Source organism: Caballeronia choica, assembly GCF_001544535.1.
Lineage (GTDB): Bacteria > Pseudomonadota > Gammaproteobacteria > Burkholderiales > Burkholderiaceae > Caballeronia > Caballeronia choica.
This window is the reverse complement of sequence record NZ_FCON02000061.1, coordinates 20,475-47,010: the sequence shown is the minus strand read 5'-3', so window position 1 is coordinate 47,010 and position 26,536 is coordinate 20,475. Positions and strand designations below refer to the sequence as shown.

The window sequence follows — 26,536 nt, the reverse complement described above, 5'->3', positions numbered from 1 at the left end:
TAGCGGGGTTTCATCGTTGTTGGCATGTAGAAGAGGCGCGCACGTCGCACCGCCATACGAAGTGGACCAGCAGTCATACATCCCGCCTCGCGCTACGCGCTCACCCGTTAGGTAAAACCGAAACCCATCGGTGAATCTGCGTCGTACTTCGTGCTGCCGCATGCTTCAATTCACCACCGCTTCGCAGACCTGTCGTCGGGCACGAAGTGCCAAGACGGATGAATGACTGCTGATCCACTCCGCGAAGCGGTGCGACGTGCGCGCCTTTTCTACATGCCAACAACGATGAAACCCCGCTAACGACACTCCCCCGGTTGGACCACTCCGAGGGAGCGGTCTGGAGGCGCATGGCAAGCATTGGCGGTGGGAAGCTGCTTTCTTTGCTTACTTTCTTTGCAGCAGCAAAGAAAGTGAGCCCCGCCCCGGACAGGGGCAGAGCTAATAAACCAAAACCAATACAAGTTCCATGGAAGCCTGAGTGCATCAAACGGCGTAACCCCCAACCCCACCCCACCCCAAGCGCCAGCGACCCCTGAAGTGCGGTGAGCTAAGGGTCTCGGCTTCATTCCGTCTCAATCCCATCACGCGATTCGACGTGCACCAGCCGTCCCTTCGCAAGCCGTTTCCGCTCGTTCGACAACCGCTGCCACGGATCGAACCTCCTCGTGAATTCCTCGAAGCCGTCGATCGGCAGCGGCCGGCAAAAGTAGTAGCCCTGATAGGCATGACATCCCGCGCTCGCGAGGAAGTCCCGCTGCGCGCCGGTCTCCACACCCTCGGCGATGACCCCGAGTCCGAGGCTCTGCGCGAGCGCCACGATCGTCTTGGCGATGGTCGCATCGTTCGGATCGACAAGCACATCGCGCACGAACGACTGGTCGATCTTCAACTGATCCAGCGGCAGCCGCTTGAGATACGAAAGCGACGAATAGCCGATGCCGAAGTCGTCGAGCGAGAAGACCACGCCCTTCGCCTTGAGCGCGTACATCTTCTGGATGATGTCCTGCACGTTGTCCACCAGCACGCTCTCGGTCAGTTCCAGCTTCAGCCGGTTCGCCCGCGCGCCGGTCTGGTGGATCACCGTCAGCACCTTGTCGACGAAGTCCGGCTCGCGCAACTGCTGCGCGCTGACATTGACCGCGATCGTCAGATGCGCCGTCTCCGGCCGCATCGACCAGAGCGTCAACTGCGTGCACGCGGTTTCGAGAACCCAGTTGCCGAGCGCGAGGATCAGGCCGGTTTCCTCGGCAAGCGGAATGAAGTCGGCCGGCGGCACGATGCCGCGCTGCGGATGCCGCCAGCGCACGAGCGCTTCCGCGCCCGTCACGCGGTCGCCATCGGCGACCTGCGCCTGATAGTGGAGCAGGAACTGATCGTCCTCGATCGCCTTGCGCAAGTCGGCTTCCAGGGCGGCGCGCTCGACCACGACCGTCTGCATCGCCGGATCGAAGAAGCACAGCGCGTTGCGCCCGCGTTCCTTCGACTTGTACATCGCGAGGTCGGCCTGCTTGAGCAGTTCGTCGATCGAGGTCTGATGGCCCCTGAACACCGTGGCGCCGATGCTCGCCGTGCTGCGGTACTCGACATCGTCGAGCTGGTAGGTGTTGCCGAGCACCGCGAGAATCTTCTCGCCGACGGCCTCGGTCTGGATCGCGGCCTCCTGCCGGTTTTCGTGCAGGCTGCCCAGCACCACGACGAATTCGTCGCCGCCGACGCGCGCCACCGTATCGCTCTCGCGCACGCTCGCGGCGAGCCGCCGCGCCACTTCCTGCAACAGCCGGTCGCCCTTGTCGTGGCCGAGCGTATCGTTGAGCGTCTTGAAGTGATCGAGGTCGATGAAGAGCAGCGCGCCGCACGTTTCGCTGTGAGCGCTCGCGGTGATGGCCTGCTTCAGCCGGTCGAGCAGCAGCGAGCGGTTCGGCAGGCGGGTGAGCGCATCGAAAAAGGCCAGCTCCTTGATCCGCTCTTCCGCGATCTTGCGTTCGGTGATGTCGTGATGCGTGACGACATAATGGCTGACGATGCCGCCGTCGCCGCGCACCGCCGAGATCGTGAGCCACTTCGGATAGATCTCGCCGTTCTTGCGGCGGTCCCAGATCTCGCCCTGCCATCCGCCGTCGCGATGGATCGTCTCCCACATCTCGCGGAAGAACGCTTCGTCGTGTCGGCCGGAGCGCAGCACGCGCGGCGACTCGCCGACGATTTCCGTGGACGTGTAGCCGGTGCACTCGGTAAACGCCGAATTGACGCGCAGGATCGTGTGGCTCGCGTCGGTCACCATCATCGCTTCGAGCGAATCGAACGCGACGGCCGCGATGCGCAGTTCGGCTTCGAGCTGCTTGCGCTCGGTGATGTCGCGCCCGCTCGTGCGAAAGCCGGTAAACGTGCCCTTCGCATCGCGGATCGGCGCCCACGAAACGGAGAACCAGACAATCGAGCCGTCCTTGCGGACGCAGCGGAATTCGAGGTCGTCGCCGCGCAAGCCCTGCCGTCCCTTGAGGAACTCGGGCGCGACGCGCGGCATGTCTTCGGGATGGATCAGCGTGCCGGCGAAGTCGGGCATCGCCATGCATTCGTCGACGGTGTAGCCGGTGTACTCGGTCACGGACGGGTTGATCCAGCGCGGCTTGCCGTCCGGCCCCCACCAGACTTCCCAGTTCACCGTGCAGTCGGCGATCGCGCGGAACTTCTCCTCGTTCTCGCGTAGCTCGCGAGTCATCGACGACGCCATTTGCATCGCGCGGCGGCGGCCCGTCAGCGTGAGCCACGCAAGCAACGCGAGCAGCAGGCTCAACCCCGTTCCCGCGACGGCGATCAGCATCTCGGCGTTGCGGCCGAAACGGGCCTTGAAACCGTCCTGGGCGGTCATCGAAAGCGTCCAGTCGTGTCCCGCGATGACGAGGTACTCGTTGGCCGAGGCGCCCGCGGGCAGATGCCGCTCGCCCCAGTTGCCCGAGCGGTAGAGCAGCGTCGCGGCCGACGGTTCGACACCGTCGTAGATCGCGAGCGCCACGCCCGGCGGGCGCTCGCCGTACAGGCTCGCGATCACGTCGCTCATGCGAAACGACGCGTACACCCAGCCGAGCAGATGCGCGCGGCGCTCGCCGACGCTGTCCTGCGGCTCGCCGCGCGCGTAGATCGGAAGGTACATGACGAAGCCGGGACGCGCATCGGCATCGGTATCCACGGTCAGGCGGACTTTGCCGGTGATGGCCGCCATGCCGGAATCGCGCGCCCTCTCCATCGCCGTCCGCCGCGCGGAATCGGCCCAGGCGTCGAAGCCGAGCGCGGCGCGATTGCGGCCGATGTACGGCTCGCGCTGCACGATCGGCGCGTAGTCCTGGCGCCGCCCTGCGGGCTGGATCGCGTAGTCGGGAAAACCCAGCCGCTGCATCCCGGCGACGTGGCTTTCGCGCCGCGCCTCCGGCACCCACTCGACGATCCCGATCGCCTGCACGCCCGAGAAATTCGGGTCGAGCGTGAGCGAGCCGACATAGTCGCGAAAGCTGTCACGGTCCAGATGATCGTTGGCGGCAAAAAGGCTCTGCACGCCGCGCAGCATGAGTTCGTAGGTCGCCATGCGCTGTTCGACCCGGCTGACCGCATCGCCGAGCGAATAGTTGAACTGCGAGTGCAGTTCATTGCGCGAGGCTTGCCGTTCGTGTTCCCAGACTGTCCAGGTGACGCCGAGCGCGGCGGTCAGGATCAGGATCGGCAGCAGGATCAGGCGCGCCCAGTTCACGGCGTCGACGCGAAATCGACCATCGAACGCGCGAGGTCCGGCCGGAAGTATTTCTCGAAGATGCGGCGCACGGTGCCATCGGCGCGCATCTCGTCAACGAGTGCGCGCCACTTGCCCTGCTCGCTCACCGACAGCGACTTCTTCGACATGATGAGACCGTGCGGCACGGCCGGATCGTTGAACTCGATGATGGTCGTGACGTCGCGGATCTTCCGTTCGTCGAGCGCGGGATAGTCGAACGGCTCGATGATCATGCCCTGGATGCGCCGCAGCATCAGTGCCTGGTACAGCGGATCGAGGCCGCCGGCGAGCGTCGTGCGGTTCGCCGCCGAGAGTTCGTCGACCACCCGGTTCGCCGAGTCGCTATAGCGGAAACTGCGGATCACGCCAAGCTGGAAATGGTCGTTGTGCTCGAAATCGGCCAGTTGGCGGATGCCGGCGTCGTTGCGCACGAGCAGATAGTATTTGTTGCTGAAGTACCATGCGAACGACGCGTAGCGGTCGCGGTCGGCGTTGGTGATGCCGGAGAGGCTGAAATCGAGCGCGCCGGATTCGATCAGTTGCCAGATGCGCGCGCGCGACATCAGGCTGACGCTGACCCGGCAGCCGCTGCGGCGGATCAGTTCGTCCGCGAAATCCTTGTCGATGCCGGTGTCGGTGTCGGCGGAATACAGCAGGCCGTGATCGTGCAGCGCCAGCGTGAACGGGCGCGAGCAGTCGGGACCGGCCGCCTGCGCCTGACCGAGGCAGCACAACGCGAGCAGCAGGCCGCCAAGTCCGTGTCGGATCACAATCTCTCCAATGATGATGACGCGTTTTCGATGCAGCCATGCGTTCGCAGGCTGGTTCGACGGCGCGATTGATCGTCTGTCCGCTTCGTTCGCGGATCGTTCCAGCGCGGCCTCTCGCGCAATCGCCCCGGCGGTAGGTCGCTGCCGGATGGCTCTCCTATCCATTGTCGGCACCGTTGCGCCATTCTTGAGGGGCAAGCGCCCGGTTTCGAAGGGTTTTTTCGACTGGGGACGGAGGTTCGTCAGTATCCTCGTTGCGCGTTCGGGCGCCATGTTGTTGGCGTCTGCGCTGCAAGCCTTGAGCTTTCGCCCTTCGGATACCTGCGTTCGGCGAGGCCGGGACCCCCCGCACGACGGGTGGCCTCCGCGCGCTGAATCCCAAAGAATGACGCGACAACGACATCTTCAAGGGCATCTCATGCGCTGCGTTCTGGTGGGATTCAACGGTTCCGACTGCGCTCTGGCGGCCGTGCTGCGTGCCAGGGATATCGCGCTCGAACGCGCCGCGCGCCTCCATATTCTGAGCGTCGCGACGGTGCCCGCATTCGGCTTCGACGCCTGCATGGACGACGTCATGGAGCAGCAGATAGCGCATTGCGAAGCGGCGCTTCAGTCGCTGAAGGCCCGGCTGCCGGAGACGCGCGACATGATCCGGTTGTCGCTGCGAATCGGCGATCCGTGGCGCGAGGTCGTCGACTACGCGGCGGAGTATGGCGCGGGGGAGATCGTCGTCGGGTGTCGCCGCCAGTGGTTTCAGCGCTGGCCGGCAAGCCGTGTCGTCCGGCGGATCGTCGCGCACGCGCCGTGCGCGGTCACTGTCGTCATGAACCAGCGATACGCCCCGCTTACTTCACCGCGCGGCGCCATTGCTTGATCAAAGAGGGCGAAGCGCCAGCGCTCCGCCCTCGGCGCGTTTCACCCAAGGCCCGCCTGCAACTCCGCCGCGCCGCCCCGCCGGTACAGCGTGAGCGTCGCCACGAACCCGCACAGCGCCGCGAAGATCAGCCAGTACGCGGGCGCTGCCTTGTCGCCAGTGGCCTGGATCAGGTACGTCGATACCGCCGGCGTGAAGCCGCCGAACACCGCCGTCGCGAGACTGTACGCAAGCGAAAATCCCGCGACGCGAACGTTCACCGGCATCACCTCGGTCAGCGCCGCGACCATCGCGCCGTTGTAGAAGCCAAAGAAGAACGAGAAGTACAGCAGCACCGCGAGCATGCGCAGGAAGCTCGGCGCGTGCGCGAGCCATTCCAGCGCCGGATAGGACGTCACGATCGCGAGTCCCGAGATGACGAGCAAGAGCGGCTTGCGTCCGATGCGATCCGACAGCGCCCCGCCGATCGGCAGCCAGATGAAGTTCGACACGCCGACGAACAGCGTGACGATAAGGCTGTCCGACGTGCTCAAGTGCAGCACCGTCTTGCCGAAGGTGGGCGTATAGACCGTGATCAGGTAGAAGGTGGTCGTGGTCATCGCGACCATCATCATGCCGGCGAGCACGGTCTTCCAGTTGGCGAGCATCGACTGGAACACTTCGGACGTGCTCGGATGATGACGGCGCGCCTGGAATTCGACGGTTTCCTGCAGCGAGCGGCGCAGGACGTAGAGGAACGGCACGATCGCGCAGCCGATGAAGAACGGAATGCGCCAGCCCCATGCGCCGGTCTGTTCCTGGGTCAGCATGACGTTGAGCGCGAAGCCGAGCGCCGCCGCGACGACGATCGCCACCTGCTGGCTCGCCGACTGCCACGCGGTATAGAAGCCTTTGCGGCCGGGCGTCGCCATTTCGGCCAGGTAGACCGACACGCCGCCGAGTTCCGCCCCGGCCGAAAAGCCTTGCAACAGGCGCCCGATCAGCACGAGCAACGGCGCGAAGAGGCCGATGGAGGCATAGCCCGGCACGCAGGCGATCAGGATCGTGCCGCTCGCCATGATCGACAGCGTGACGATCAGGCCGAGGCGCCGCCCGACCTTGTCGATGTATGCGCCGAGCACGATCGCGCCGAGCGGGCGCATCAGAAAGCCGGCGCCGAACACGGCGAAGGTCAGCATCAGCGAAGCGAAGTCACTCCCGGCCGGGAAGAACGTCTTGGAGATGAAGGTGGCATAGAAGCCGAAGAGGAAAAAGTCGAACTGCTCGAGAAAGTTGCCGCTCGTCACGCGCAGTACCGCGCCGAGCTTCGATGTGGTCGACGCGACGGCGCCGGCCGCAGGCGTTCGGGGATCTTGTGCCATGTCATCTCCAGATTCGTATGAAGGCGCCGTTGATGTTTGTTGGTTCGGCGCCGGTTTGCAACCGCCATCTTAATCCTGGATGAGCGATTCGCCGGGGGCTGCTGTTTCGGGTGGCTCGGTTTGGTGTAGTCGCACTGGGAAGATGTTGTGCGTGGGTTTTTTGTAAGCCACTGTAAGGCACGGGAAGGGCAGGCGAGCGGCGCGGAGCCAACACCACAACTGGCGGAACACGGCTAACGAACGACCTTGCCGCACTAAGTTCGCGATCCTATATTTACAGGCGGGCGGCGAGCAGTTTACAGAACATCCACGCAGCCGCGCAACCCACGCGCGCCACGAGCGTCTGCCGCCCTCCCCGGTTCCCGACTGAAAACTGCGGCAACCCCCGGCGCTGAATCACCCGATCGATACCCTTGCGAATCCACCTCGCAACAGGTCGAGCCCGCACCTGCGATCGAAGTGCGGCCGCCGAAACGTTTCGTTCAACGAGCGGAGTCCCCATGACAAGAAACCGGAACCGGCCCTGCCATCGACGCTCCGCATGGTTCGTCGCGCTGCTCTGCGCCACGATGCTGTTCGCGAGCGCCTGCACCGTGCAACTCGCGCCGCCCTACGATCAGTCGCTCATCGACGGCATTCGCGGGGTAAGTAACGACATCATGGAGATGTACGCGTCCACCAGCATGGGCGTGGCGAAGACAACCTTCGGGCAACGGGTGGACCGCTACAACCAGATCATCGGCCGGGCGGACGCGCTCGCGTTGCAGTCGCAGAACCGGCCCGTCGCCGACAGCGCCCTGCGCGACAAGGCCGAGCAAGCGATCAAGCAGAAGCTCGCGATCAACCCGCTGCCGACGTCGATGTCCGATGATGCGCTGACGATGGCCGCCAACGAATGCGCCGACGCCCGTCACGTGCCGCGCATGCCGGTCTTGCCGTCGTTCGGCCCGCTACCCGGCAGCGGCCAGCAACAATCACAACCTCCGGCGAGCGCCCTCGCCCTCACGCAGATCTCCCGCGCGATAGCGCTCTTGCGCGACACGGACTGCGCGCATGGACTGAACGGCGCCGAGGTGGCCGCCAACAAGGGATACGTCACGCACTTCGTTGCGGAAGCGCTCTTCTACGAGAACTTCCTGCAACGGTAATCGTCGCGTCAAACAAGGAGTCGTCATGGCACTCGATCTCACCAACGTCGCGGATGTCTTCAAGGACAGCATTTCGAACGCGGTCAAGACATCCACCAGCAAGGACCTCGCGAGCTTCACCGACTTCGCGCGCAGCCAGTTCCAGTCGCTCGTTCACCAGGCCTCGCTCGTCGCCGGGATGATCGAAGCCAACGTCTTCACGCCCGCGGAGCAATCGTTCTATCTGGACGGTCTCGGGCAGATGGTGCAAGGGTTCGCCGAGACGATCGTGCAAACCCTCATCGTGGAACTGGAGAAGGTGATCAACGCGGTGGTCGAGGCGATCTATTCGTCGATCAACAGCGTGGCCGGCGTGGCACTGGCCGTGCCGCGCATGGCGGCATAGCGCGAGGCGCATCACAACTGCGATTCGATCGGCAGGAGCCCGAGGAACCAGATGCCGGTGCGCCGCAGCGCCGAGACGTCAGGCTCCTGGTCGAGTTCGGTCACCGTGCCGTTCGCCGCGGTATCGATCCACACGATGTGACTACCGCCGTTCGCATCGGCGCGCAGTTCGAGCCGCCACGCGACGCGGTCGAGATTGGCATTGATGCCGTCGACCACCTCGCTCGCCGCCGCCCCGCTCTCGCAATAGACGCCGATCTCCGTGTTGAGCTCGACCGAACGCGGGTCGAGATTCATCGAGCCGATGAAGATGCCCGTGCGATCGAACACGTAGGTCTTCGCGTGCAGCGATGCCTTCGACGAACCGAACGTCGACTTCTTCCCCGCCGCTTCGGCGGTGGCGACGGGCTTCAGTTCGTAGAGCCGCACGCCGGCTTCCAGCAGATCCTTCCGGTAGCGCTGATAGCCCGCGTGCACGGCGGATACGTCGGTGGCCGCGAGCGAGTTGGTCAGCACCGTCACGCGCACGCCGCGCTTCGTCATCGCGCTCAGCCAGTCGACGCCGGCCCGCTGCGGCACGAAATACGGCGAGACGACCAGCATCTCGCGTTCGGGCTGAAGATCCAGCGCCTTGAACTGCGACATGAGATGCCCTTTTGCATCGGTCGGCGCACGCGTGATCTTCGATGGATCGTCGTAGAGCAGCGTCGCCTTGCCCCAGGAGAACTGGGCGCCGCGGGTCTGGAGCACGTCGGTCAGGCGCTCGCGCGCCTGCGTGAAGTACGGCGTGGTCCGCTCGGAGGCGAGGTACGCGTCGAGCCTGGCCCGGTAGCCCGCGAGCGCATCGGGGTCGGCGTGACGGCCCGTGAGGCTCTCGATCGGATAGGCAGCCTGCGAGTTCCAGTATTGATCGAAGGCGTTCGACACCTCGCGCACCACCGGCCCGTGCACGAGCACGTCGAGATCGCCGAACGCGACCGTCGTCGACGCGCCGAAGTATTCGTCGCCGATATTGCGGCCGCCGAGGATGGCGCCCTGGTTGTCGGCGATCAGCGACTTGTTGTGCATGCGCCGGTTGACGCGGAAGAATTCGAAGGCCGAGCCGAGCGTCTTGAAGCGGCGGCTCGCGACCGGATTGAAGAGCCGTACCTGCACGTTCGGATGCGACGCGAGCGCGAGCAGCACCTCATCGTCCGCGTTCGTGCCGAGGTCGTCGAGCAGCAGGCGCACCCGCACGCCGCGATCCGCCGCGCGCAGCACCGCGGCGGCGAGCGTGCGTCCGGTGGCGTCGTCGTGCCAGATGTAGTACTGCATGTCGAGCGTGCGGTCGGCGGCTTCGGTCAGGATGATGCGCGCGACGAGCGCATCCATCGCGTTGGGCAGCAGGTGGAACGCGTTGCTGCCCGGATGCGCCGCTTCACCGGGCGCAAAGGCGATGCCGAGCCGCGTGCCGGCGGTGTCCTGCACGGCGTGCGTCTCGGTGCGGCCGGTTTGCGGCGGCAGGCTCGCGCATGCGTTTAGAAGCAACGCGAGCATGAGCGCGATGAGACGTCGAAGGTGGATCATGTACGGCTCTCCGCCAGGCTGAAGGGCATTGATCGATATCGGACCCACGCGGTCCCGAGCGCTTTGGAAGCGTTGGGTAGGAGTGTAGCGTCAGTGGTTGAGCGCATGGGCGCGGGATTGCCGCTGGCGCTTGGGGTTGTGCTGTTCAAACCGGTGATGCGCTCAGACTTGCTTGGAGAAGCCTGAGCGCATCAACCGCTGCAAACACAACACCCGGAATCGAAGGCGGCTTATTCGCTCTTGTCCGGCAGCGGCTGGTCCGTGCCCGGTTCCACCGGCGTGGGAATCGCATCGCCGACCGGCTTCGAGATATCGTTACCCGGTGCGGTGTCCGGTTCGGCATCATCCCGATCGCCCGCCGCTGGCGTGGCGCCCGCCGACGCGTCGTTCTTTTCCGGGAGCGGCTGGTCGAGGCCCGGTTCGACGGGCGTCGGAATCGCATCGCCGACAGGCACCGACACGTCGGCCGGCGGCGCTTCCTTGTCTTCTTCCGGGCTTGCTGTTGCATCCGAGGGGGTTGTCATCAGCGTCTCCTGCCGGCAATTGTGATGACAACAACCCTGCGCAATCTTCGTACCACCGCCTTTCCCTGACCCACTGTTACCAACCGACCGTGTCGTTCAAGGCCACGCCTCCCGAGGCCGGCAGGTTCAGCGTGCGATTGCCGCCGCCGGGAAGGTTCTCCCACGTGACGCTGCCGTCCGCGTTCTTGCGGTAGTACTTGTACTCGACGCTGCCGCCCGCCGGCAAATTCACGGCGTTGCGCCATACCGGATAGGTGGCCGGGTCCACCGGCAACCCGAGATCCGTATTCCAGTTGCCGAGCGCGGCGACACTGCCCGTGATGTACATGTACTGCCCCGGCTGCGTCGCGGCGTCGACGCCGATCGTGGCGCCCACCTCCCCGCTCGACGGCGCGATCACGCAGTTGCTGTAGCGCGCACACACGACCGAAGGTATATCGACCACCCTGCCCGCCTGGATCGACGCGAGCAGGCTGATGTATTCGCCCATCGCCCAGTTGAGCGGCGCCATCGATCTGGTCGGCACGCCCGCCATGTATCCGGGCGGCGTCACGACTTGCCAGTTGCCGGGCAGGGTCTTCGTCTGCGTCCAGATCTGCTCGGGGATGAAACCCTCCGGGGTCGCGTAGGTTTTGATCGCGGCAAGGTACGCGCTGCCGCTCGCGCCGATGCCGGTGCTCGCGATGCTGTACATGCCGCGCTCGGCCGTGAAGATGGGCCAGTCGCGGCCGACGCCGGTGCCGTCGAAGTCGCTGCCATCGTTGTGTTCGCCGTAGCCATCGAAGTTGTAGCGGAACCATGCCTGGTCTGAGCCCTTGATGGTCGTCGCGAGCACGGCGTCGTAGGCGGCGAGCGTCCCGGTGATGGTCGGATCGCTCGCGCGCTTCACGCCCATGCGCACCAGCTCGAGGAATCCGCCATCGACCACGGCGCGTTCATCCCGCGTGCCGCCGCCGTTCTTCACGAGGAAGGTTTGCCCGGAGTCGGGGTAACTGACCGGCTCATAGACTTGCGGGCCGTTGCCCGATTGACGCTTGCTGGCCGGATTGATCCGCACGTAGTAGTGACCGTTGCCGTAGAAGCCGGTGTTGGTGTAGGTCCATCGCGTGACGTTCTGCTGCCAGTAGTCGGCGGCGGCGAGGTAGCGGCCTGCCCGCGCGGTGTCGCCGTTGTCTTCGGCGATGCGCGCGGCGGCCACGAGGCCCGCGACTTCAGCGGCAATCGTCGATGGCGAATATCCCGCGCCCTCCTCCCATCGATCCTGATAGGTCCACGGCCCCGTGGCGAGAATGTAGTCGGCGGTGAGACGGATCTGCGGCCACAGCGGGTTGTACACGCTCGGGCCGAGCCGCCACGCCAGCAGGATCGGCATCGCCTGCTCGTCCATCTGCGTGCCTTGCCAGTAGGGCCAGCCGCTCACCCACGAATTCTGCGGAAAGCGCCCCGCGCGGCTGAACCCTTGCGCGCAACCGTCGGCATCGTATTCGGCGGCGCCGCAGGCGGTCTTCTGCTGCTGCGTATCGAAGAGGTAATGGACGACCGTGGCCGGCGTCGCGGTATCGCCGGCCGTGATCAGCGCGTTCGCGAACTTGAACAGGTCGCGCGACCACACGAGGTGATAGCCGCCGAGGTTGCCGTCGCCCTGCGTCTCGCCCCACGGCGTGCCGATGCCCGCGATCATCGCGCCGTTGCTCTTGTCCTGCATCGTCTTGAGCGTCATCGCGGCGAGGTAGTACTCGTCGTCCGCGGTGTTGCCCTGCGTCGAAAGACCCGAGGCGTAGCCGTGCCACGCGTTGTCATAGTGCGCGCGCAGGCTGTCGAGGTTGTCGCCGAGCGTGCTGGTCGCGGTTTGCATCGCGCTCGTCGCGGACACGCTGTCGAACGAGAGCACCACGTTGAACGAGATGCTGCTCGGGTTGCCGTTGCCGTTGCCGTTGCCGTGGCCGAGGTCGAGCCAGCCCATCTGGGCGATGTTGCCGTTGGTCGCCGACGTGTAGGTCCAGTCCATCTTCCTGTCCGGCGACGTCCCGCCGAGCAGGTCCGTCCAGCCATCGCTCTGCGCGACGAAGCCGTTCGACACCATCGTCGTGCCGCCCTGAACCTTCCATGGCAGCGAAGCCGCGAGCGCCGAATAGCGCGCGTTGTGATTGCCGACCAGCATCACCCGTCCGTTGGCGGCGGTGGAAGTCGTCGCGGTGTTGCCCGAACCGGCGTTGTCGAGGTGCGGCTTGAACAGAAGATAAAGGTTGTAGTCGCTTGGACGCGTACCGTTCAGCGCCATGAACGTGACGCGCTCGATCAGCGAATTGCGCGTGGGATCGGTGTAGATCGTCTTGACGATCTGCCAGTTGTGAGCGGCATTGCCCGTCTTCACTTGCCAGCTCATCGTGCGCGAATCGGTCTGCGCAGCCGTATAAGGCTGGAGTTTTTCCTCGTCGACGTAAGTGCCCGCTGCATCGCCGACCAGAAACTGCAGGTCGACGGTTTCAGTCGTGTCGAGCACCGGGTAATACACCTCGGACACGATGCCGCGATAGCCCGTGAAGTACACCTGCGAAGCCGGGGTCAGCGCCGTCCCGAGAAAGGACTTTTGCGCGGGTCCATGCACGGGCGCAGCACCGGGCGTTCCGAATGCCTCGCCGGAAGTCGTCGCGTGAGCGGCGCCGAGCAGCAATGCGGCGCTAGCCGCGATGGCCCAGCGAAGCAGGGTGTCGAGTCTGATGGCGTGCATTTCCGTTTGGTGCCGTTGACACCCCAAGCGCCAGCGATCACCCGCCCTGCTTCGAAGCCAGCCGGTCGATCATGTTGCGGATCGCGCGCATCTGAACGCCTTGCTGATCGGCAAAATGCGCGCCGGTATAACCCCACCAGTCCCAGCATCCATTCGGATTGAGCCCGGGAATCGACACCGCCTGCGGAAACAGCACGACGATCCGGTTGTTGTCCGCCCAGGGCTCATAGCCTGCGTGACGCACGAACGTCGTGCCATAGAAAAGCCCGCCACCCGGCGGCGACTTCAGCGGCAAGTAGTCCTGCCCCTGCTCGCAGCCATGCAACACGATGTGCAGCCGGCAAGGCGCGCCGGTATTGCACGCAGCCGGCACGTAGAGCCAGCCGGTCGTGTCCATGCCGGTGGTCCAGGTGAAAGTGGAAGGCCGGTCGGCGGGCAGATAGCGGGTCTGGTCGAAGCGGATGTAGCGCCCCTTCGGCGTCGTGGCGGTGGGTGGCGCCAGCGGACCGGGGCCGTAGATCCAGCCGAGCATCGCCTTCGCGCCATCGACCTGACACTTGCCGATGTACGGCGTCTCCGATTCGCTGCATGCAACGCCGTAATTCAAGGTCGGCATCGTGTGCCCTGCATTGGGGATTCCGACCTTCAACATGTTTTGTGCCGGCACGCCGAGCGCGGCGTAATAGTCCTGCAGTTGCGCGACCACCGCCGGCGGCACGGTGGCATCGTCCCCGCCCGAGACCGTGACGACGCGTTGCGCAGCGATATTCGCGGCATCGTCGATGACATGACTCGCGGACGACGCCTTCGTGAACGCGACGAGCTTCGGCACCTCGGTACTCGTGGGCGTGACGGCGCATGCGCTCGCGGGCTGGATCGTGCACGAGCACCGGGTCGTCGCGATCACCACGTTGTTCTGCGCGCAATAGTAGGGACCGGCGGCGACGACGCCCACGCCCTTGATGATCGACGAGTACGCGACCGCAAGCTGCACCGCCATGAAGCCGCCCGACGAGAGCCCGGAGACGGAGGTCTGCGTGATATCGACGTTGAGCGCCGGCAACGGCGGGTACGTGGTGGAATCAGCGAAAGAGGCCGGCGACAGCGTCGCGAGCACAACGGCGCAAACACACAGGATGGCTTTCATCGGCTTGACTCGCGCGCGGTTCGATGTGCTTTTCGTGAGCATCGCGAAAGAAATCGCTGACCTTGCACGAAGGCCATCTCGCAGGCGTCGCGGCATTCGTGCGCGGATGCATCGCATTCATCTTAGTCAATAAATCGCGCCGGGGATCGAAGTCTTTTTGTCCCGGCGCGACGCGCACCAGATGAGGGAACGGCCAACTTTCTTGAATTCGCGACGACCGCTTATTCTAAAGACGCAGGACAAGCACGACGGCGGCGCTCAACGAAGCAGCAAGCCCTGTTCGATCGCAGGTTCCGCATCGTCCACCGCGACTTCGCCGGCGCAGGGATTCGCCACCGCCACCGCGTTTCTTCCCATCGCCTTCGCCCTGTACAGCGCGCGGTCCGCGTCCTTGATCATGTCGGACACGTCCATGCCGGACCCGGGTTCCCAGCTCGCGCTGCCGATGCTCGCCGTCACGCATCCGTACTCGCTGCCCGCGTGATCGAGCGACAAGTCGCAGATCGCCGCGCGGATCTTCTCGGCGATGAAGGACGCACCGGACGCGGGCGTGTTCGGCAGCACGACGACGAACTCCTCGCCACCATAGCGCGCCGCCGTATCGCCGGGACGCCGGATGCTTTCGCCGATGCACTTCGCCACCGCTGCAAGCGCGTGATCGCCGGCCTGATGGCCGTAAGTGTCGTTGTAAGCCTTGAAGCGGTCGATATCGACGAACAGCAGCGAGAATACGCTGCGGGCACGGTGTGCGCGGCGCCATTCCAGATCGAGGATCTCGCCGAAGGTGCGCCGGTTGTTGAGGCCGGTGAGCCCGTCGGTTCGCGCCAGCAACTGCAACTCCGATTCCGCGCGCATGCGCCGCCGCAACTGGCTGCCGAGCATCGCCGACAATCCGACGAACGCGCCGCCGAACGCCGCCATCAGCGAGCCGATGGTGAGCGCCCGGCGGCGCCAGCTGGCGTAGATGTCCTGCTCGGCCACGGCCACCATGATGATGAACGGCAGATGTGGCAGGGTCTTGAACGTATAGAGGCGGCGGACGTTGTCGATGGAAGCCGTGTCGCTGAAGTCGCCTTCCTTCTCGGCGATGAAGCGGCGGAAGGTGCTCGCGGTGCTGATGTCGCGTCCGATGATCCGCACGTCGTAGGGCTGGCGCATCACCATCACGCCGCCATGCCCGATCACCGAGGCCGACCCGCGCGCCCCGAGTGACAGCCCGGCGAAGAGATTGCGGAAATAGTCGAGGTTGACCGCGATCATCGCGATGCCGCCAAATGAGCCATCGGGGTGCGAGATGCGCCGGCTCAGCACGATGCTCGGCATGTCATGCGCAAGCGAGAAGCGCAGCGGATCGCTGATGAAAAGCCCCGCGTCGCGGTTGTCGCGCTGCGCGGTGAAGAATTTGCTGTTGGAGAAGTTGGCCTCGCGCGGAACGTCGCTGGTGGAATCGACGACGATATTGCCCTCGGCATCCAGCACCAGCAATGCTTCGAGGTACTTCGCAGTGGCCGCGCGATCGAACAGCACATCGCGCTTCAAATGCGCCGGAAGCGCGCTGACTTCAGGTTGCTGCAACCCTCCGATCACCGCCTGCAGCGAGAGATCATAAAGCTCGAAGTTGCGGACGATGTCACGCTCGGCGATCAGCGCGACGTTGCGCGACGATTCCCGCGTCCTTTCGAATGCATCTTCGCGGCTCTGATAAAGAACGAGTCCGCATAGCCCGACCATCACCAGCGCGATCAATGCGGCGCCATAAACAATGCCGTGAAGCGCAATGGACTCCTTGCATTTGAATCGTTCTCGCTGCCTAATAAACCATCCGTTCGTTTTCATTGACCTGATCTTTGAAACGTTTGCTCGACGATTCTATTTATAAACACACTTCAATGCTATTAAAAAAAATCTGACGAAACGTTTTCGTTGGATAAATCACGACGCGATGAAACATTGCCCGTTCGGGTTGCATTCTGTGTATTCGTCTGAGCTAGTATCGCTTGGCGCTCAGGCCCGCCACGCGGGGCTGAGCGGGACTGCGGGTTCGCCCGCGTTGTGCCGCGCCCCGGAACACGTTATGTAGCACGAACATTCGTAATGCTGTGAATGCGCTTTTCGTCCGAAGCGCATTTATTACCGGTCGATTACCGCACGCGCGGCGCCGGACAAAAACTGGCGGACGGTATTTGCATTTCTGAAACACGAACAAAAAGATGACAACCGTAGATATCAAGCTGAAGCGCGAGCATGAATCGCTTTGGCGACTGTTCTGGACCGTATGCGGCTTATCGTCGGTATCGTGGGGTGGACTGGCATTGATGGCGCAACTCGAACGCCATTACGTGGAGCGACAGCAGCGTCTCTCGGCATTGGCATTCGCCGATCTGACGGCGCTGGCATGGATGGTGCCCGGCCCGGTCGGATGCAACGTGGCCGTGCAGCTCGGGCATGTGTTGCGCGGCCGCGCGGGCGCGTGGGCGGCGGGCATCGCGAGCGTCCTGCCGTTTTTCCTGCTGATGACGGTCTTCGCGATCTTCTATCGCACGCCGCTGATTCGTTCGCTGACGTCGCCGACGCTCGTGAATCACTTCAGCGTCGTGCTGGCCGTGCTGATCGGCGTGACGTGGTACAAGCAGACGCGCACGATCCTGCGCGGCAAGATCGAATGGGCATCGGCGGCGTTCGCTTGCGCCACGCTCGCGCTGGCGCATGGTCCGGCGGCCTACGTGCTGGTGCTCGCGAGCACATTTGCCGCGGGCTGGATGCTGGAGGCGGAGCGCGAGACCAGCGTTGAAGTCGTGAAGGCGCGGCGGGACTGGCGACTGCCGGTAATTCTGCTTGCGCTGCTGCTGGTCTTCGCGCTGCCCCTGCCGACGCCGTGGCAATTCACGCTGCTGTGGCCGCGGCTCGCGGGCGCCGGGCTGACGCTCTTCGGGGGCGGCTTCTCGGCGCTGCCGGTGCTGAAGGCGCTATTCGTGAGCCCGCTGACGGGCGTGTCCGACAAGGACTTCACCCTTGCCTTCGCGCTCTCGCCGATCGCACCGGGCCCGTTGCTGAACGTGATCCCGTTCTTCGGCTATCTGATCGATGGGTGGGTTGGCGCGTTGATCGCGACCGTCGCGCTGTTCGTGCCTTCCGGGTGCCTGGTCATCTTCGCTCAGCGGCATCTCGCGGCGCTCAAGACCTACCCTCGCTTCGAGAACGGCATGCGCCTGCTGCGCGCGGCGACGACCGCGTTTCTCGCGATCGCGGTATTGAAGATCCTGTTGCATGTACCGCCGCAGCCCGCTTATCTCGTGACGGCGGCTTTCGGCTGCATGTGTCTCGCCAAGCTGAAGCTACCGGTTTACGCGGTCTATGCGACTGTCGCGGGGGCGTTTGGGGTGTGGCTGTTGTGCCATTAGGACGTGGCTCCTGAGGTCTGCTCCTGCGATACCGGTTCTTGCCGGGGCGCGTGCTCGTCCTGAGCCGCCTGTTCTTGCTGAGGTGCCTGTTCTTGCTGAGGCGCCTGTTCTTGCTGAGGCGCCTGTTCTTGCTGAGGCGCCTGCTCTTGCTGAGGCGCCTGTTCTTGCTGAGGCGCCTCGGCTTGTCCTTGCGCTTCCTGTCCTGCCTTGCGCGCCGCCTTGGCGGCACGATTGGACTCCGAGTTGCGGGCGCGAACCGAGTCTTCCGCCGATACGGCACCGGCTGCATTGCCGTCGAGGTCCATGCGCGGTGCGCCCTCGACAAGACTCGACCAGTACCGGCTGCCCCGGCACCAGATCTTGATGGCGTCGCGCAATTCCGCTTCGGTCAATGACAGCTCACCGGCCAGCGCGACCAGATCCTTGAAGATGCCGACCTTGAGCGGCACCTTCGCTGCCGGCTTCTTCGGAAACGCTGCCGGGAAACGATTCTGCAGCTTGCGGATCGTGAGGACGGCGGGGTCTGTCGGCTTCGTGTCCGCCGGTTTGGCTTGCACCGTCCTGGCTCGCGTGGGCCTCGCCTGTGCAGCTTTGGCTTGAGCGGCCTTCGCGTGCGCGCCTTTGATTTGCGCGCCTCTACCGTGCGTCGCATGGGCTTGCTTGGCTTTCGGTGCACCCGCCTTCGTTTCAGCCGCCTTCGCGTCTATAGCCGGCGCGTTGCGCTGCGGCCGATGCGGACGAGCCGGCTTTGCCTCTTTCGGCGGCTGTGATTTCGCCCGCTTGGCAAGTTGCTCTTTCAGTACGGCGAGTTGTTCGAAGCCCATGGTGATGCCTCAGGAAGTTGTCGATGCTGGTCGTGCGCAGGCTGACGCGTACAAAAAACCGGACGCCGCGCGACCGAAGAATGCACATGATACGCAACCGATTCACATCGTGTCGCAAACGGCGCCGAACGGTCGTGCCCGTCGGGGCGCGCCGCGGACAAAAAAAAGCCCGCGCAGGGTGGCGGGCGCAATCCATATCGGTTGAGACATGGAGGAGACAGCGTCAGTATAAACCCGAATCGCGATGACCGCTACTTCACGGCGTGGGCAGCGTTTTTCGCCGGAACTCATTGTGCGAACTTTCGCACGACCTGTACGAAGTGCCCGGCCTTATCCCACCGCGGTCAGGCGCCTATAGTGGTCTGCGTGCTCTCAACCACGGAGAATTTTCATGACTTCCTCGGCCAATCCCGGCGGCAGTTTCACGTTGGCAGGCGGCGCGATCACGGTGAACCGCATCGGTTACGGCGCGATGCAACTGGCCGGCCCTCACGTCTGGGGACCGCCAAAAGATATCGATGCCGCGATCGCGGTGTTGCGCGAGGCGATTACGCGCGGCGTCGATCACATCGATACCTCCGATTTCTACGGCCCGCACGTCACGAACCAGATCATCCGGCAGGCGCTGCATCCGTATCCCGACGATCTTGTGATCGTCACCAAGGTCGGCGCGAGGCGGGAGGCGGACCAGTCGTGGCCGGTCGCGCTCTCGCCGAAGGAACTCACCGATGCCGTGCACGACAACTTGCGCAATCTCGGACTCGAAGCGCTCGATGTGGTCAATCTTCGGGTGGGAGGCGTCGCCGGGCCGTCGTATGCGCCCATCGACGAACCGCTCGAAGTGCTTGCCGACCTCAAGCGTCGCGGACTCGTGCGGCACATCGGATTGAGCAACGTCACGTCGCGGCAACTGGAGGAAGCGCAGGCGATCACGGAGATCGTGTGCGTGCAGAATCACTACAACGTCGCACATCGCGACGACGATCCGATGATCGACTCGCTGGCCGCACAAGGCATCGCGTACGTGCCGTTCTTTCCGCTCGGCGGGTTTACGCCGTTGCAGTCGTCGGCGCTCGATCGCGTCGCGGCGTCGGCCGGGGCGACGCCGATGCAGGTCGCGCTCGCGTGGCTGCTCCAGCGCTCGCCGAATATCTTGCTGATTCCGGGGACTTCGTCGGTCGGGCATCTGCGTGAGAATCTGGATGCCGCGTCCTTGAAGTTGACGCCGGACATGTTGGCGGAGTTAAACGCGATTGGGCACTGAATAACCGGCGACCCGTTCGGGGATGGCTCCAGTGAAGCGTTTTCCGGTGAAACGCCTTGTGCGCATTCAAAACGCCGCGGGCCAAAACGGCACCTCGTCGCTCAAGTTTTGTCAAACGTTCCCTTGCGGGATGGCGCCCGGGAGCGTGGCGCCGTCCACCTGCGTTGCTGCATTTCGAGGAGAAACGCATCTTGAACCTGCACGTGGAGGTGTCGGGACACGACCGTTAGTTGCGAAATATGCGCACGTGGCCGCTCCCTCGCGAGATAGGCGCCCCGCCTCTGCGCGACCATCACGTCCACACTCGCCGCGTCGCGCTTGCATCGACGGAAACGTCGCGGCACGCCGGCCGACGTAGTAACGTGGTGTCCGACCCACGCATCCGCCACCATGACATCTCGATTCACGCCCGCCCTGACCGCGCTTACAGCGGCAGCCCTTTTCGGCGCCACGACCCCGCTCGCGAAGATGCTGCTCGGTTCGCTCGCGCCGTTCATGGTCGCGGGCTTGTTTTACCTTGGCAGCGGAGCCGGGCTGGGCCTGTGCATCCTCGTTCGACACATCCGCCGCTCACCCGCCGAGCGCGACAACGAGAGCCGCATTCCGGCATCGGAGATTCCCTGGCTGCTCAGCGCGATCGTCGCGGGCGGGGTCGCCGGACCGGCGCTCCTGATGTTCGGACTCGCCTCGACGCCCGCCGCGACGAGTTCGCTCCTGCTGAACCTCGAAGGCGTGCTGACGGCGCTGATCGCGTGGATCGTGTTCCGCGAGAACGTCGACTCGACCGTGTTCCTCGGCATGGTCGCGATCGTCGCGGGGGGGTTGCTGCTGTCGTGGCAGCCGGGCGCTGCGCGGCTCGCGGCCGGCGCGCTGCTGATCGCCGGCGCGTGCTTCTGCTGGGCCATCGACAACAACCTCACGCGCAAGGTCTCGACAAACGACGCGCTGGTCATCGCGTGCATCAAGGGGCTCGTTGCCGGCTGCGCGAACCTGTCGATCGCGCTGCTGCTCGGCGCGCATCTGCCGGCGCTGTCAAGGACGGCTGCCGCCATGCTCACCGGCTTCGCCGGCTACGGCGTGAGTCTCGTGCTCTTCGTCGTGGCGTTGCGCCAACTCGGCACCGCGCGGACCGGCGCCTATTTTTCCGTGGCGCCGCTCGTTGGCGTGGCGCTCTCGCTGGCGATCTGGCCCGAGCCGCCGTCGCTCTTCTTCTGGCTCGCCGCGTCGTTGATGGGGTTCGGCGTCTGGTTGCACATTCGCGAACGGCACGAGCATCGTCACACGCACGAGGCGCTCGAACACAATCATCCGCATGTTCACGACGCGCATCACCAGCACGCGCACGCGGTCCCCTACGATTCAGACGCGCCGCATACGCATCCGCACCGTCACGCGCCGATCACACACTCGCACGCACACTATCCGGACATTCATCATCGACACTCGCACTGACTGTCATTTCCCCCGTTCGCGTCTATAACGGTAGGGGTCGGCGGCGGCACCCGCCGCCGATCATCCAACCGAGGCAAGAGGCGACCATGCGCATTCTCGTGAACGTCCATATCCCGCACGAACCGTTCAACACGCTGGTGCGGGAGGGCACTGTCGGCGCGGTGATCTCGCGGATCGTCGAGGCCTGCAAGCCGGAGGCGATCTATTTCACCGAGTTGAACCGCAAGCGCGGCGCGGTGCTGGTGGTCGATCTCGCCGAAGCCAGCGATCTCCCGTCGATCGCCGAGCCGTGGTTTCTGCAGCTCAATGCGGAATGCGAGTTTCGCATCGCGATGAAGCCCGAGGACCTGCAAAAAGCCGGGCTCGACGCGCTCGGAGCGAAGTGGAAGTAACGCATCGGTCAAGTCTTAAGCGAACGGCGATCCCGCCCGTGAATGACGCCGATCGACTCAGGTATCTGCGGATCGCGCTCGTCGTGATCGGCTTGATTGCCATCGCATGCGTCTACCCTTTGATGCTGGTGTGGCCTTCAGGATGGGCATAGGAGTCGGGACATCCGGCGGGCCACTCGGACTATGCGCTGATGATCGTCGGCATCTACGCGACGCTCGGCGTCTTCCTGATTCTCGCGGCGCGCGATCCGCTCGCCCATCGCAGCCTGATCGGCTTTGCTGTCTGGTCGAGCGTGGTTCACGGCGGGATCATGGCGGTTCAGTCGCTGACGGAGGTGGGGCATCGCGGCCATCTGCTGGGCGATGTGCCCGCGCTCTTCATCATCGCGATCGTGCTGACCGTGCTGACCGTGCTGACGCCGCGTCGCGGGAAATGACGATTGCGGGGCAGTGTCCGCCCTGGACGCCAATCGTCGATAATCGTCTGACGCCCAACACCCCGGCGATCCCTCTGCGAAGGACTTACATCATGCGAATCGAAACGTCATTCCTGTTCGACCTCGACGGCACGCTCGTCGACAGCGTCTACCAGCACGTTCTTGCGTGGAAGGAAGCGCTCGACGAGGAAGGCATCAAGCTGTCGGTATGGCGCATTCATCGCAAGATCGGCATGAGCGGTGGCCTCTTCATGAACCAGTTGCTGCGCGAGACGCACGGCGATATCAGCGCGGATCGCGTCGACCGCCTGCGGCGCTTGCATGCGGAGGCTTACAAGCGGCTGCGCGCGCAGGTTTGCCCGTTGCCGGGTGCGCGGGAACTGCTCGCGGCGCTTACCGACGGCGGCACGCGCTGGGCAATCGCGACGAGCGGCCGGATGGAAACGGCGGCGGTGAACCTGGAAGCGTTGGGAGTCGATCCGGCGAAGGCGGTCGTCGTCACACGCGACGACGTGAAGTACGCGAAGCCCGATCCGGACCTGTTCATCGCGGCTGCGGAGCGGCTTGGGGTGCCGATCGAGAATACGGTGGTCGTCGGCGACAGCATCTGGGACATGCTCGCCGCACGGCGCTGCCGGTCGCTGGGCGTCGGGCTGATGGCGGGAGGCTACGGGATTGACGAACTCGAGCGCGCGGGCGCGTTGCGCGTGTATGAAGATCCGGCGGACCTGCTGCTGCATCTGGACGAAGTGGCGGCAAGGCCGTAGGCAGAGGCGAGTTGTTTCCTCAATGCAGCGAAGCCGGCGCGGCGATGTCTTGCCGCGCCTTGCCGGTTTCGTTAGTCGTTCGACGCTTGGCCCTTGACGTTCTGCTTTCCGCTAAGGCGACGCTGATTAATTCCTTTCCGTGCCCCGCAAACCCTTGTCGCTACGTGGGCAGTTACGAAAATCAGGTACTTGTTCAGCCGAGCCCTAAGCGATCCCGCTGGCACTTATCGATTCCGCCCGCCGCTTACTGATTTGCAGCGGGCGCTTTCCGTTTCGGGCCAGCGCGTGCTGGCTCAGCCCTTCAAATCGTCCGGCACCTTGCCGCCGTTCGCGGCAAGTTTCTGCATCACCGCCTTGTGCAGCCAGATGTTCATCGCGGCGGAATCCTCGGTATTGCCGCTGTAGTGCAACTCCCCCGCCAGTTCCTTGCGCGCCGACAGACTGCTGTCCAGTCCGAGCAGCTTCATCAAGTCGACGATGGACGTGCGCCAGTTCAATTCCTGACCCTGCGACGCCTGCATGCTCGACAGCACGGCCTCGACATCCACTTCCGGCATCGGCGCGGCGGGTGCCGGGGCCGCCGCGCCGGCTGCCGCAGGCGCGGATGACGCAGCGGGCGCAGCAGGCGCCGCGGCCGCGCCGGAAGCTGCTGCCGCCGCAGCCGGATGATCGTGCGGGAAAATCTTGTTGAGGATGCTCGAGAAAATACTCATGGTTCCTTCTCCGTGAAGTGGGCTGATGGGCCCGTTTGGAAGCGCAACGATCATACCTACACGCCGGAGATGACGCTTTCAGGACGCGAGCCGCGCCCACTGCGGCGCAAGCGGGAAAGCACGATCGGACGCCTCGGACGTTCACTGATGCCGAATTGCAACGCGCATCGAAAAAATGCCTGCCGGCCAGGAACCGGCGCCCTATAACACAATCAGGGAGCCGCGCTGGCACGCATGGACAAGGCCTTCTCCGCCCGGGTCAGGAACCGGCCGGCCATTCGTCAGACCGGACAAGTCGCTCCCGGGGCGCGTCCGCCTGGAGCATCGCGGTCCGCGCAAACCCCTTTCGAACCCATCGTCGACGAGAACAGGACTCTCGCAGCCCAAGCCTCATGCAAGGAGCATCAAAATGAAATCAACTTTCGTTTTGACCGCAGCCGGCGCCGCATTGCTTGTGTCGGCCAGTATCGCGAGCGCTCAGCAGCAGACACACGGCGCCCCGCCCTCCGCGCGAGCGATCATGCAGCAGAATGCCAACGACTCGGCCCAGTCCACCACCGACATGTCCTACGGCGGCGTCCTCGACACGTACGGCGACACCGGCGCAACGAACGGCCCGCCGTCCCCAGCCGCCGGCACGCTTCCGACCTCGGACAAGAGCGCAAAACCCGCGACCCAGCAGACGCCGTCGCACTGGTAGCCCGCTTCGCGACCCGCAGAAACCGCTGCCGGGCTTTTCCCGCAAAGCCCGGCCGGTTCGCGCAAATCAGCGCAAGTCAGCGCAGGTCAGCGCGCGTCGCTGACCGTCATGTTCACCGCCTTGCCCGCGATCAGCGTGTTCGTCAGCGTGATGTCGTGGACGTTGTACGCGTAGATGGGTCCGGGCGACGTCGATGTCGCGGGGCCGGCCGCGACCGGCGTCCCGAAGTCGCAATTGGTGATCGTCACGCCGGCGATCGGGGGGATCGCCGGGGTCGGCGCCGGACCGTTGTAGTCGAACGCGACCGGGCCTTGCGCGACGATCGCCTGGAAGCACGATCCCGTCACGCCGCCCAGCGTCACGTTGCTCGCCTTCACGTTCGATATGTTGACGTTCTGCACGAGCGCCGGACGCGTGCGGATCGCGTCCTTCGACGGCTGGTAGTCGCAGTCGAACGTGACGATGCCGCCTTGCGACGCCGACGGATTGCCCGCCGCCGCCGTCGCCACGCCGACCGGCACGCTCGCATTGATCGGGCTGCCCGCGAGCAGGCTGCTGCCGTAACCGGCGCCCGTCAGGCTCACGCCGTTCGGCAGCGTCACGCCGTCGACATAGAAATCCTTCACGAAGCCGCCGCGGTTCATGTTCGTCTTGATGCGGATCGCGATGTTGAGCGAGTTGGTCGCCCAGAACTGGTTGAGCATCGCGAGATTGCGCGCGTAGATTTTCTGCACGCCGCCGCCCATTTCGCTGCCGAGCGTGATGCCGCCGTGGCCGCTGTTCATCGTGCAGTTCTGGATGACGTGGTTCTGCGCCGGACCGTACTGCGTGTCGAGGTCCTTGCCCGACTTGATCGCGATGCAATCGTCGCCGGTATTGAATACCACGCTGTCGCACAGGACCATGTCGCAGGCGTCGGGGTCGAAGCCGTCGTTGTTCGGGCCGATGCTGTCCACCGTCACGGTGCGGATCACGACCCGGGTGCAATCGGTCGGATGATGCTGCCAGAACGGCGTGTTGTTGGTGCGGTAGCTTTCCATCAGCACGTTGGTGCAGCCGATGAATTCGACCATGCACGGCCGCAGGTAATGGCCGATGCCGAAAATGCGCTTCTCGATCGCGACACCCGCTTCCGACAGCGCCGGCAGATAGTTCTGGTCCTGCTGCCAGGGTGTCGCCGGATCGGTGAGCCTGGCGTAGAGCGTGTCGGAGATGCCGGGCACGGCCGTTTTCAGGTCGACGTTGTTCGGATTGCTGTAGGCCTGCGACGGCGTCGACGATCCCGCGAAGCCGTACGCGCCGCTGTTGCCCTTGAAGGTCCACCAGCACGTGCTCGTGTTGCCGGTGCCGGCGAACGGCGTCATCGCCTGGCCGTTGAGGACGGAGCTGTCGCCTTCGCCGGTGAGCGCGATGTTGGTCTGGTTGCGCGCGTAGACCGGCGGGCCGTAGTTCAGGCAATCGTTTGCCTGCCAGCGGCTGTAGTAGAGCTTGCCGTTCGCGCCGCAGTCGATCGGGCCGTCCTTTGCGTAGTCAGCGGGATTCGGGCTGAAGTAGATCGTGCAGTTCGCACTCAGGTGGAAGTTGACGTTGGAGAGCAGCACGATCGGGCCCGCGCAATACCACGCGCCCGTGGGGACCACGACGCGGCCGCCGCCCGCCGCGCTGCACGCCTGGATCGCGGCGAGAAAGGCCGGGCGCGAATCGAACGAGCCGGGCGCGTTGGTCTGGTCAGCACCGGTGGAAAGCGGCGATTTGGTCGGATCGGTGTACGGGTTCACCGCCGCGACGACCGCGCAGGTTTTCGCGCCGTAGTCGGTGACGAGGAACTGGCGGTTCGGAAACATCGACTGCGCCACGCCCTGCAGCGCGTTGATGATTTGCGTGCCTGAACCGGACGGACCCCAGATCGGATCTTCGGCGACCGGCGTCGGCGCGGGGTTCGAGCTGTCGTGGCCGCCGCCGCAGCCGCTCAGACCAATCGCCCCGAACAGCGACGCACCCGCCGACGCGCCCGCCATCATCACGAAAGAGCGTCGCGCCGGTGAGTGCGGAACGGATTGCGCGCGATGCTGTGCCTTGTCCTTGAGGTGTTTCAAGTTTGTCTCCTTATCCGGCGTGGCCGGTTGCTCACGTTGATCGTGTTTTTGGGGGCTCGGAACTGCACGCTTATAGAAACGATGTCATACAACTAGGTCGATCAATTCAGCGCCTTTGGAGCGATTTTCACAGCCTATTGTGCGACTGCCGGGCTCGGCGACCTGTAAGGAAGATACGAATCGATTGAAGAGATGTCAAGCAACTTATCCCAACGACATGGG

Annotated in this window: 20 protein-coding genes and 1 pseudogene; 10 read left to right on the top strand and 11 right to left on the bottom strand. The window is 64.5% G+C overall.

Annotation, left to right across the window (positions count from 1 at the left end; all coding sequences use genetic code 11):
- Window positions 1-562: 562 nt before the first annotated feature.
- Both AWB68_RS24230 and AWB68_RS24225 read right to left on the bottom strand, forming a co-directional pair.
- On the bottom strand, window positions 563-3,742 hold the full coding sequence (locus AWB68_RS24230; RefSeq protein ID WP_087646881.1) for a bifunctional diguanylate cyclase/phosphodiesterase: 3,180 nt from the start codon (window positions 3,740-3,742) through the stop codon (window positions 563-565).
- Entirely contained in the window at window positions 3,739-4,533 is a 795-nt protein-coding gene (locus tag AWB68_RS24225; protein ID WP_087646880.1) for a substrate-binding periplasmic protein, read from the bottom strand. The genes AWB68_RS24230 and AWB68_RS24225 overlap by 4 nt, the downstream gene beginning before the upstream one ends.
- A gap of 418 nt (window positions 4,534-4,951) precedes the next feature.
- Between AWB68_RS24225 and AWB68_RS48315 the strand changes: the two genes are divergently transcribed.
- Complete coding sequence (locus AWB68_RS48315) at window positions 4,952-5,407, top strand: universal stress protein (protein ID WP_160110054.1); 456 nt, start codon at window positions 4,952-4,954, stop codon at window positions 5,405-5,407.
- A gap of 41 nt (window positions 5,408-5,448) precedes the next feature.
- Here AWB68_RS48315 and AWB68_RS24215 read toward each other — a convergent pair whose 3' ends face one another.
- Window positions 5,449-6,768 carry an MFS transporter gene (locus AWB68_RS24215; RefSeq protein ID WP_087646878.1) on the bottom strand — a complete coding sequence of 440 codons (1,320 nt, stop codon included), beginning with the start codon at window positions 6,766-6,768 and terminating at the stop codon, window positions 5,449-5,451.
- 500 nt (window positions 6,769-7,268) lie between these two features.
- On the opposite strand from AWB68_RS24215, the gene AWB68_RS24210 reads away from it, so the two are divergent.
- Together AWB68_RS24210 and AWB68_RS24205 are read left to right on the top strand one after the other, a co-directional pair.
- On the top strand, window positions 7,269-7,916 hold the full coding sequence (locus AWB68_RS24210) for a hypothetical protein (RefSeq protein ID WP_235028477.1): 648 nt from the start codon (window positions 7,269-7,271) through the stop codon (window positions 7,914-7,916).
- A 25-nt stretch (window positions 7,917-7,941) separates the two neighbouring features.
- Window positions 7,942-8,301, top strand: a complete 360-nt coding sequence (locus AWB68_RS24205; RefSeq protein WP_087646877.1) for a hypothetical protein — start codon at window positions 7,942-7,944, stop codon at window positions 8,299-8,301.
- Window positions 8,302-8,312: 11 nt separating this feature from the next.
- Here the strand turns inward: AWB68_RS24205 and AWB68_RS24200 are convergent, their stop codons facing one another.
- From AWB68_RS24200 to AWB68_RS24180, 5 genes are all read right to left on the bottom strand, one after another.
- Window positions 8,313-9,866, bottom strand: coding sequence for a phospholipase D family protein (locus AWB68_RS24200; protein ID WP_087646876.1), 1,554 nt, complete (start codon window positions 9,864-9,866; stop codon window positions 8,313-8,315).
- Between the two features lie 230 nt (window positions 9,867-10,096).
- The gene (locus AWB68_RS24195; protein WP_087646875.1) at window positions 10,097-10,390 is read right to left on the bottom strand and encodes a hypothetical protein; all 294 of its coding nucleotides are present in this window, start codon (window positions 10,388-10,390) and stop codon (window positions 10,097-10,099) included.
- Between the two features lie 76 nt (window positions 10,391-10,466).
- Window positions 10,467-13,121, bottom strand: a complete 2,655-nt coding sequence (locus AWB68_RS24190) for a glycoside hydrolase family 15 protein (RefSeq protein ID WP_087646874.1) — start codon at window positions 13,119-13,121, stop codon at window positions 10,467-10,469.
- A gap of 37 nt (window positions 13,122-13,158) precedes the next feature.
- Window positions 13,159-14,268, bottom strand: coding sequence for an extracellular catalytic domain type 2 short-chain-length polyhydroxyalkanoate depolymerase (locus tag AWB68_RS24185; RefSeq protein ID WP_235028476.1), 1,110 nt, complete (start codon window positions 14,266-14,268; stop codon window positions 13,159-13,161).
- 258 nt (window positions 14,269-14,526) lie between these two features.
- Window positions 14,527-16,104, bottom strand: a complete 1,578-nt coding sequence (locus AWB68_RS24180) for a sensor domain-containing diguanylate cyclase (protein WP_087646873.1) — start codon at window positions 16,102-16,104, stop codon at window positions 14,527-14,529.
- A gap of 374 nt (window positions 16,105-16,478) precedes the next feature.
- Here AWB68_RS24180 and AWB68_RS24175 point away from each other — a divergent pair, with 374 nt between their 5' ends.
- A complete protein-coding gene (locus AWB68_RS24175) occupies window positions 16,479-17,669 on the top strand; it encodes a chromate transporter (protein ID WP_087646872.1) in 1,191 nt (396 codons plus the stop codon).
- On the opposite strand, the gene AWB68_RS24170 is transcribed toward AWB68_RS24175, so the two are convergent.
- The gene (locus AWB68_RS24170; protein ID WP_087646871.1) at window positions 17,666-18,493 is read right to left on the bottom strand and encodes a ProQ/FinO family protein; all 828 of its coding nucleotides are present in this window, start codon (window positions 18,491-18,493) and stop codon (window positions 17,666-17,668) included. The two genes, AWB68_RS24175 and AWB68_RS24170, sit on opposite strands and share 4 nt — an antisense overlap.
- Window positions 18,494-18,884: 391 nt before the next feature.
- On the opposite strand from AWB68_RS24170, the gene AWB68_RS24160 reads away from it, so the two are divergent.
- The 5 genes and pseudogenes from AWB68_RS24160 (at window position 18,885) to AWB68_RS24135 (ending at window position 22,805) form a co-directional block, all read left to right on the top strand.
- Window positions 18,885-19,757, top strand: a complete 873-nt coding sequence (locus AWB68_RS24160; protein ID WP_087646869.1) for an aldo/keto reductase family oxidoreductase — start codon at window positions 18,885-18,887, stop codon at window positions 19,755-19,757.
- A gap of 390 nt (window positions 19,758-20,147) precedes the next feature.
- A complete protein-coding gene (locus AWB68_RS24150; protein ID WP_087646867.1) occupies window positions 20,148-21,209 on the top strand; it encodes a DMT family transporter in 1,062 nt (353 codons plus the stop codon).
- Between the two features lie 86 nt (window positions 21,210-21,295).
- A complete protein-coding gene (locus tag AWB68_RS24145; RefSeq protein WP_087646866.1) occupies window positions 21,296-21,601 on the top strand; it encodes a panthothenate synthetase in 306 nt (101 codons plus the stop codon).
- Window positions 21,523-22,038: pseudogene (locus AWB68_RS51110) on the top strand (DUF6632 domain-containing protein). The gene AWB68_RS24145 and the pseudogene AWB68_RS51110 overlap by 79 nt, the downstream one beginning before the upstream one ends.
- 92 nt (window positions 22,039-22,130) lie before the next feature.
- The gene (locus AWB68_RS24135; protein ID WP_087646865.1) at window positions 22,131-22,805 is read left to right on the top strand and encodes an HAD family hydrolase; all 675 of its coding nucleotides are present in this window, start codon (window positions 22,131-22,133) and stop codon (window positions 22,803-22,805) included.
- Between the two features lie 293 nt (window positions 22,806-23,098).
- Here the strand turns inward: AWB68_RS24135 and AWB68_RS24130 are convergent, their stop codons facing one another.
- Window positions 23,099-23,518, bottom strand: coding sequence for a DUF3597 domain-containing protein (locus AWB68_RS24130; RefSeq protein ID WP_087646864.1), 420 nt, complete (start codon window positions 23,516-23,518; stop codon window positions 23,099-23,101).
- A gap of 409 nt (window positions 23,519-23,927) precedes the next feature.
- Here AWB68_RS24130 and AWB68_RS24125 point away from each other — a divergent pair, with 409 nt between their 5' ends.
- Window positions 23,928-24,218, top strand: a complete 291-nt coding sequence (locus AWB68_RS24125) for a hypothetical protein (RefSeq protein WP_087646863.1) — start codon at window positions 23,928-23,930, stop codon at window positions 24,216-24,218.
- A gap of 86 nt (window positions 24,219-24,304) precedes the next feature.
- Here the strand turns inward: AWB68_RS24125 and AWB68_RS24120 are convergent, their stop codons facing one another.
- Window positions 24,305-26,239, bottom strand: coding sequence for a glycoside hydrolase family 28 protein (locus tag AWB68_RS24120; protein ID WP_087646886.1), 1,935 nt, complete (start codon window positions 26,237-26,239; stop codon window positions 24,305-24,307).
- Window positions 26,240-26,536 lie beyond the last annotated feature (297 nt).

Bases quoted from the DNA above. Each gene is read 5' to 3' on its own strand.
- AWB68_RS48315 (WP_160110054.1), top strand. From the start codon at position 4,952: ATGCGCTGCGTTCTGGTGGGATTCAACGGTTCCGACTGCGCTCTGGCG.
- AWB68_RS24130 (WP_087646864.1), bottom strand. From the start codon at position 23,518: ATGAGTATTTTCTCGAGCATCCTCAACAAGATTTTCCCGCACGATCAT.
- AWB68_RS24215 (WP_087646878.1), bottom strand. From the start codon at position 6,768: ATGGCACAAGATCCCCGAACGCCTGCGGCCGGCGCCGTCGCGTCGACC.
- AWB68_RS24135 (WP_087646865.1), top strand. From the start codon at position 22,131: ATGCGAATCGAAACGTCATTCCTGTTCGACCTCGACGGCACGCTCGTC.
- AWB68_RS24210 (WP_235028477.1), top strand. From the start codon at position 7,269: ATGACAAGAAACCGGAACCGGCCCTGCCATCGACGCTCCGCATGGTTC.
- AWB68_RS24150 (WP_087646867.1), top strand. From the start codon at position 20,148: ATGACATCTCGATTCACGCCCGCCCTGACCGCGCTTACAGCGGCAGCC.
- AWB68_RS24190 (WP_087646874.1), bottom strand. From the start codon at position 13,121: ATGCACGCCATCAGACTCGACACCCTGCTTCGCTGGGCCATCGCGGCT.
- AWB68_RS24205 (WP_087646877.1), top strand. From the start codon at position 7,942: ATGGCACTCGATCTCACCAACGTCGCGGATGTCTTCAAGGACAGCATT.
- AWB68_RS24120 (WP_087646886.1), bottom strand. From the start codon at position 26,239: ATGATGGCGGGCGCGTCGGCGGGTGCGTCGCTGTTCGGGGCGATTGGT.
- AWB68_RS24170 (WP_087646871.1), bottom strand. From the start codon at position 18,493: ATGGGCTTCGAACAACTCGCCGTACTGAAAGAGCAACTTGCCAAGCGG.
- AWB68_RS24195 (WP_087646875.1), bottom strand. From the start codon at position 10,390: ATGACAACCCCCTCGGATGCAACAGCAAGCCCGGAAGAAGACAAGGAA.
- AWB68_RS24180 (WP_087646873.1), bottom strand. From the start codon at position 16,104: ATGAAAACGAACGGATGGTTTATTAGGCAGCGAGAACGATTCAAATGC.
- AWB68_RS24160 (WP_087646869.1), top strand. From the start codon at position 18,885: ATGACTTCCTCGGCCAATCCCGGCGGCAGTTTCACGTTGGCAGGCGGC.
- AWB68_RS24175 (WP_087646872.1), top strand. From the start codon at position 16,479: ATGACAACCGTAGATATCAAGCTGAAGCGCGAGCATGAATCGCTTTGG.
- AWB68_RS24145 (WP_087646866.1), top strand. From the start codon at position 21,296: ATGCGCATTCTCGTGAACGTCCATATCCCGCACGAACCGTTCAACACG.
- AWB68_RS24200 (WP_087646876.1), bottom strand. From the start codon at position 9,866: ATGATCCACCTTCGACGTCTCATCGCGCTCATGCTCGCGTTGCTTCTA.
- AWB68_RS24185 (WP_235028476.1), bottom strand. From the start codon at position 14,268: ATGAAAGCCATCCTGTGTGTTTGCGCCGTTGTGCTCGCGACGCTGTCG.
- AWB68_RS24125 (WP_087646863.1), top strand. From the start codon at position 23,928: ATGAAATCAACTTTCGTTTTGACCGCAGCCGGCGCCGCATTGCTTGTG.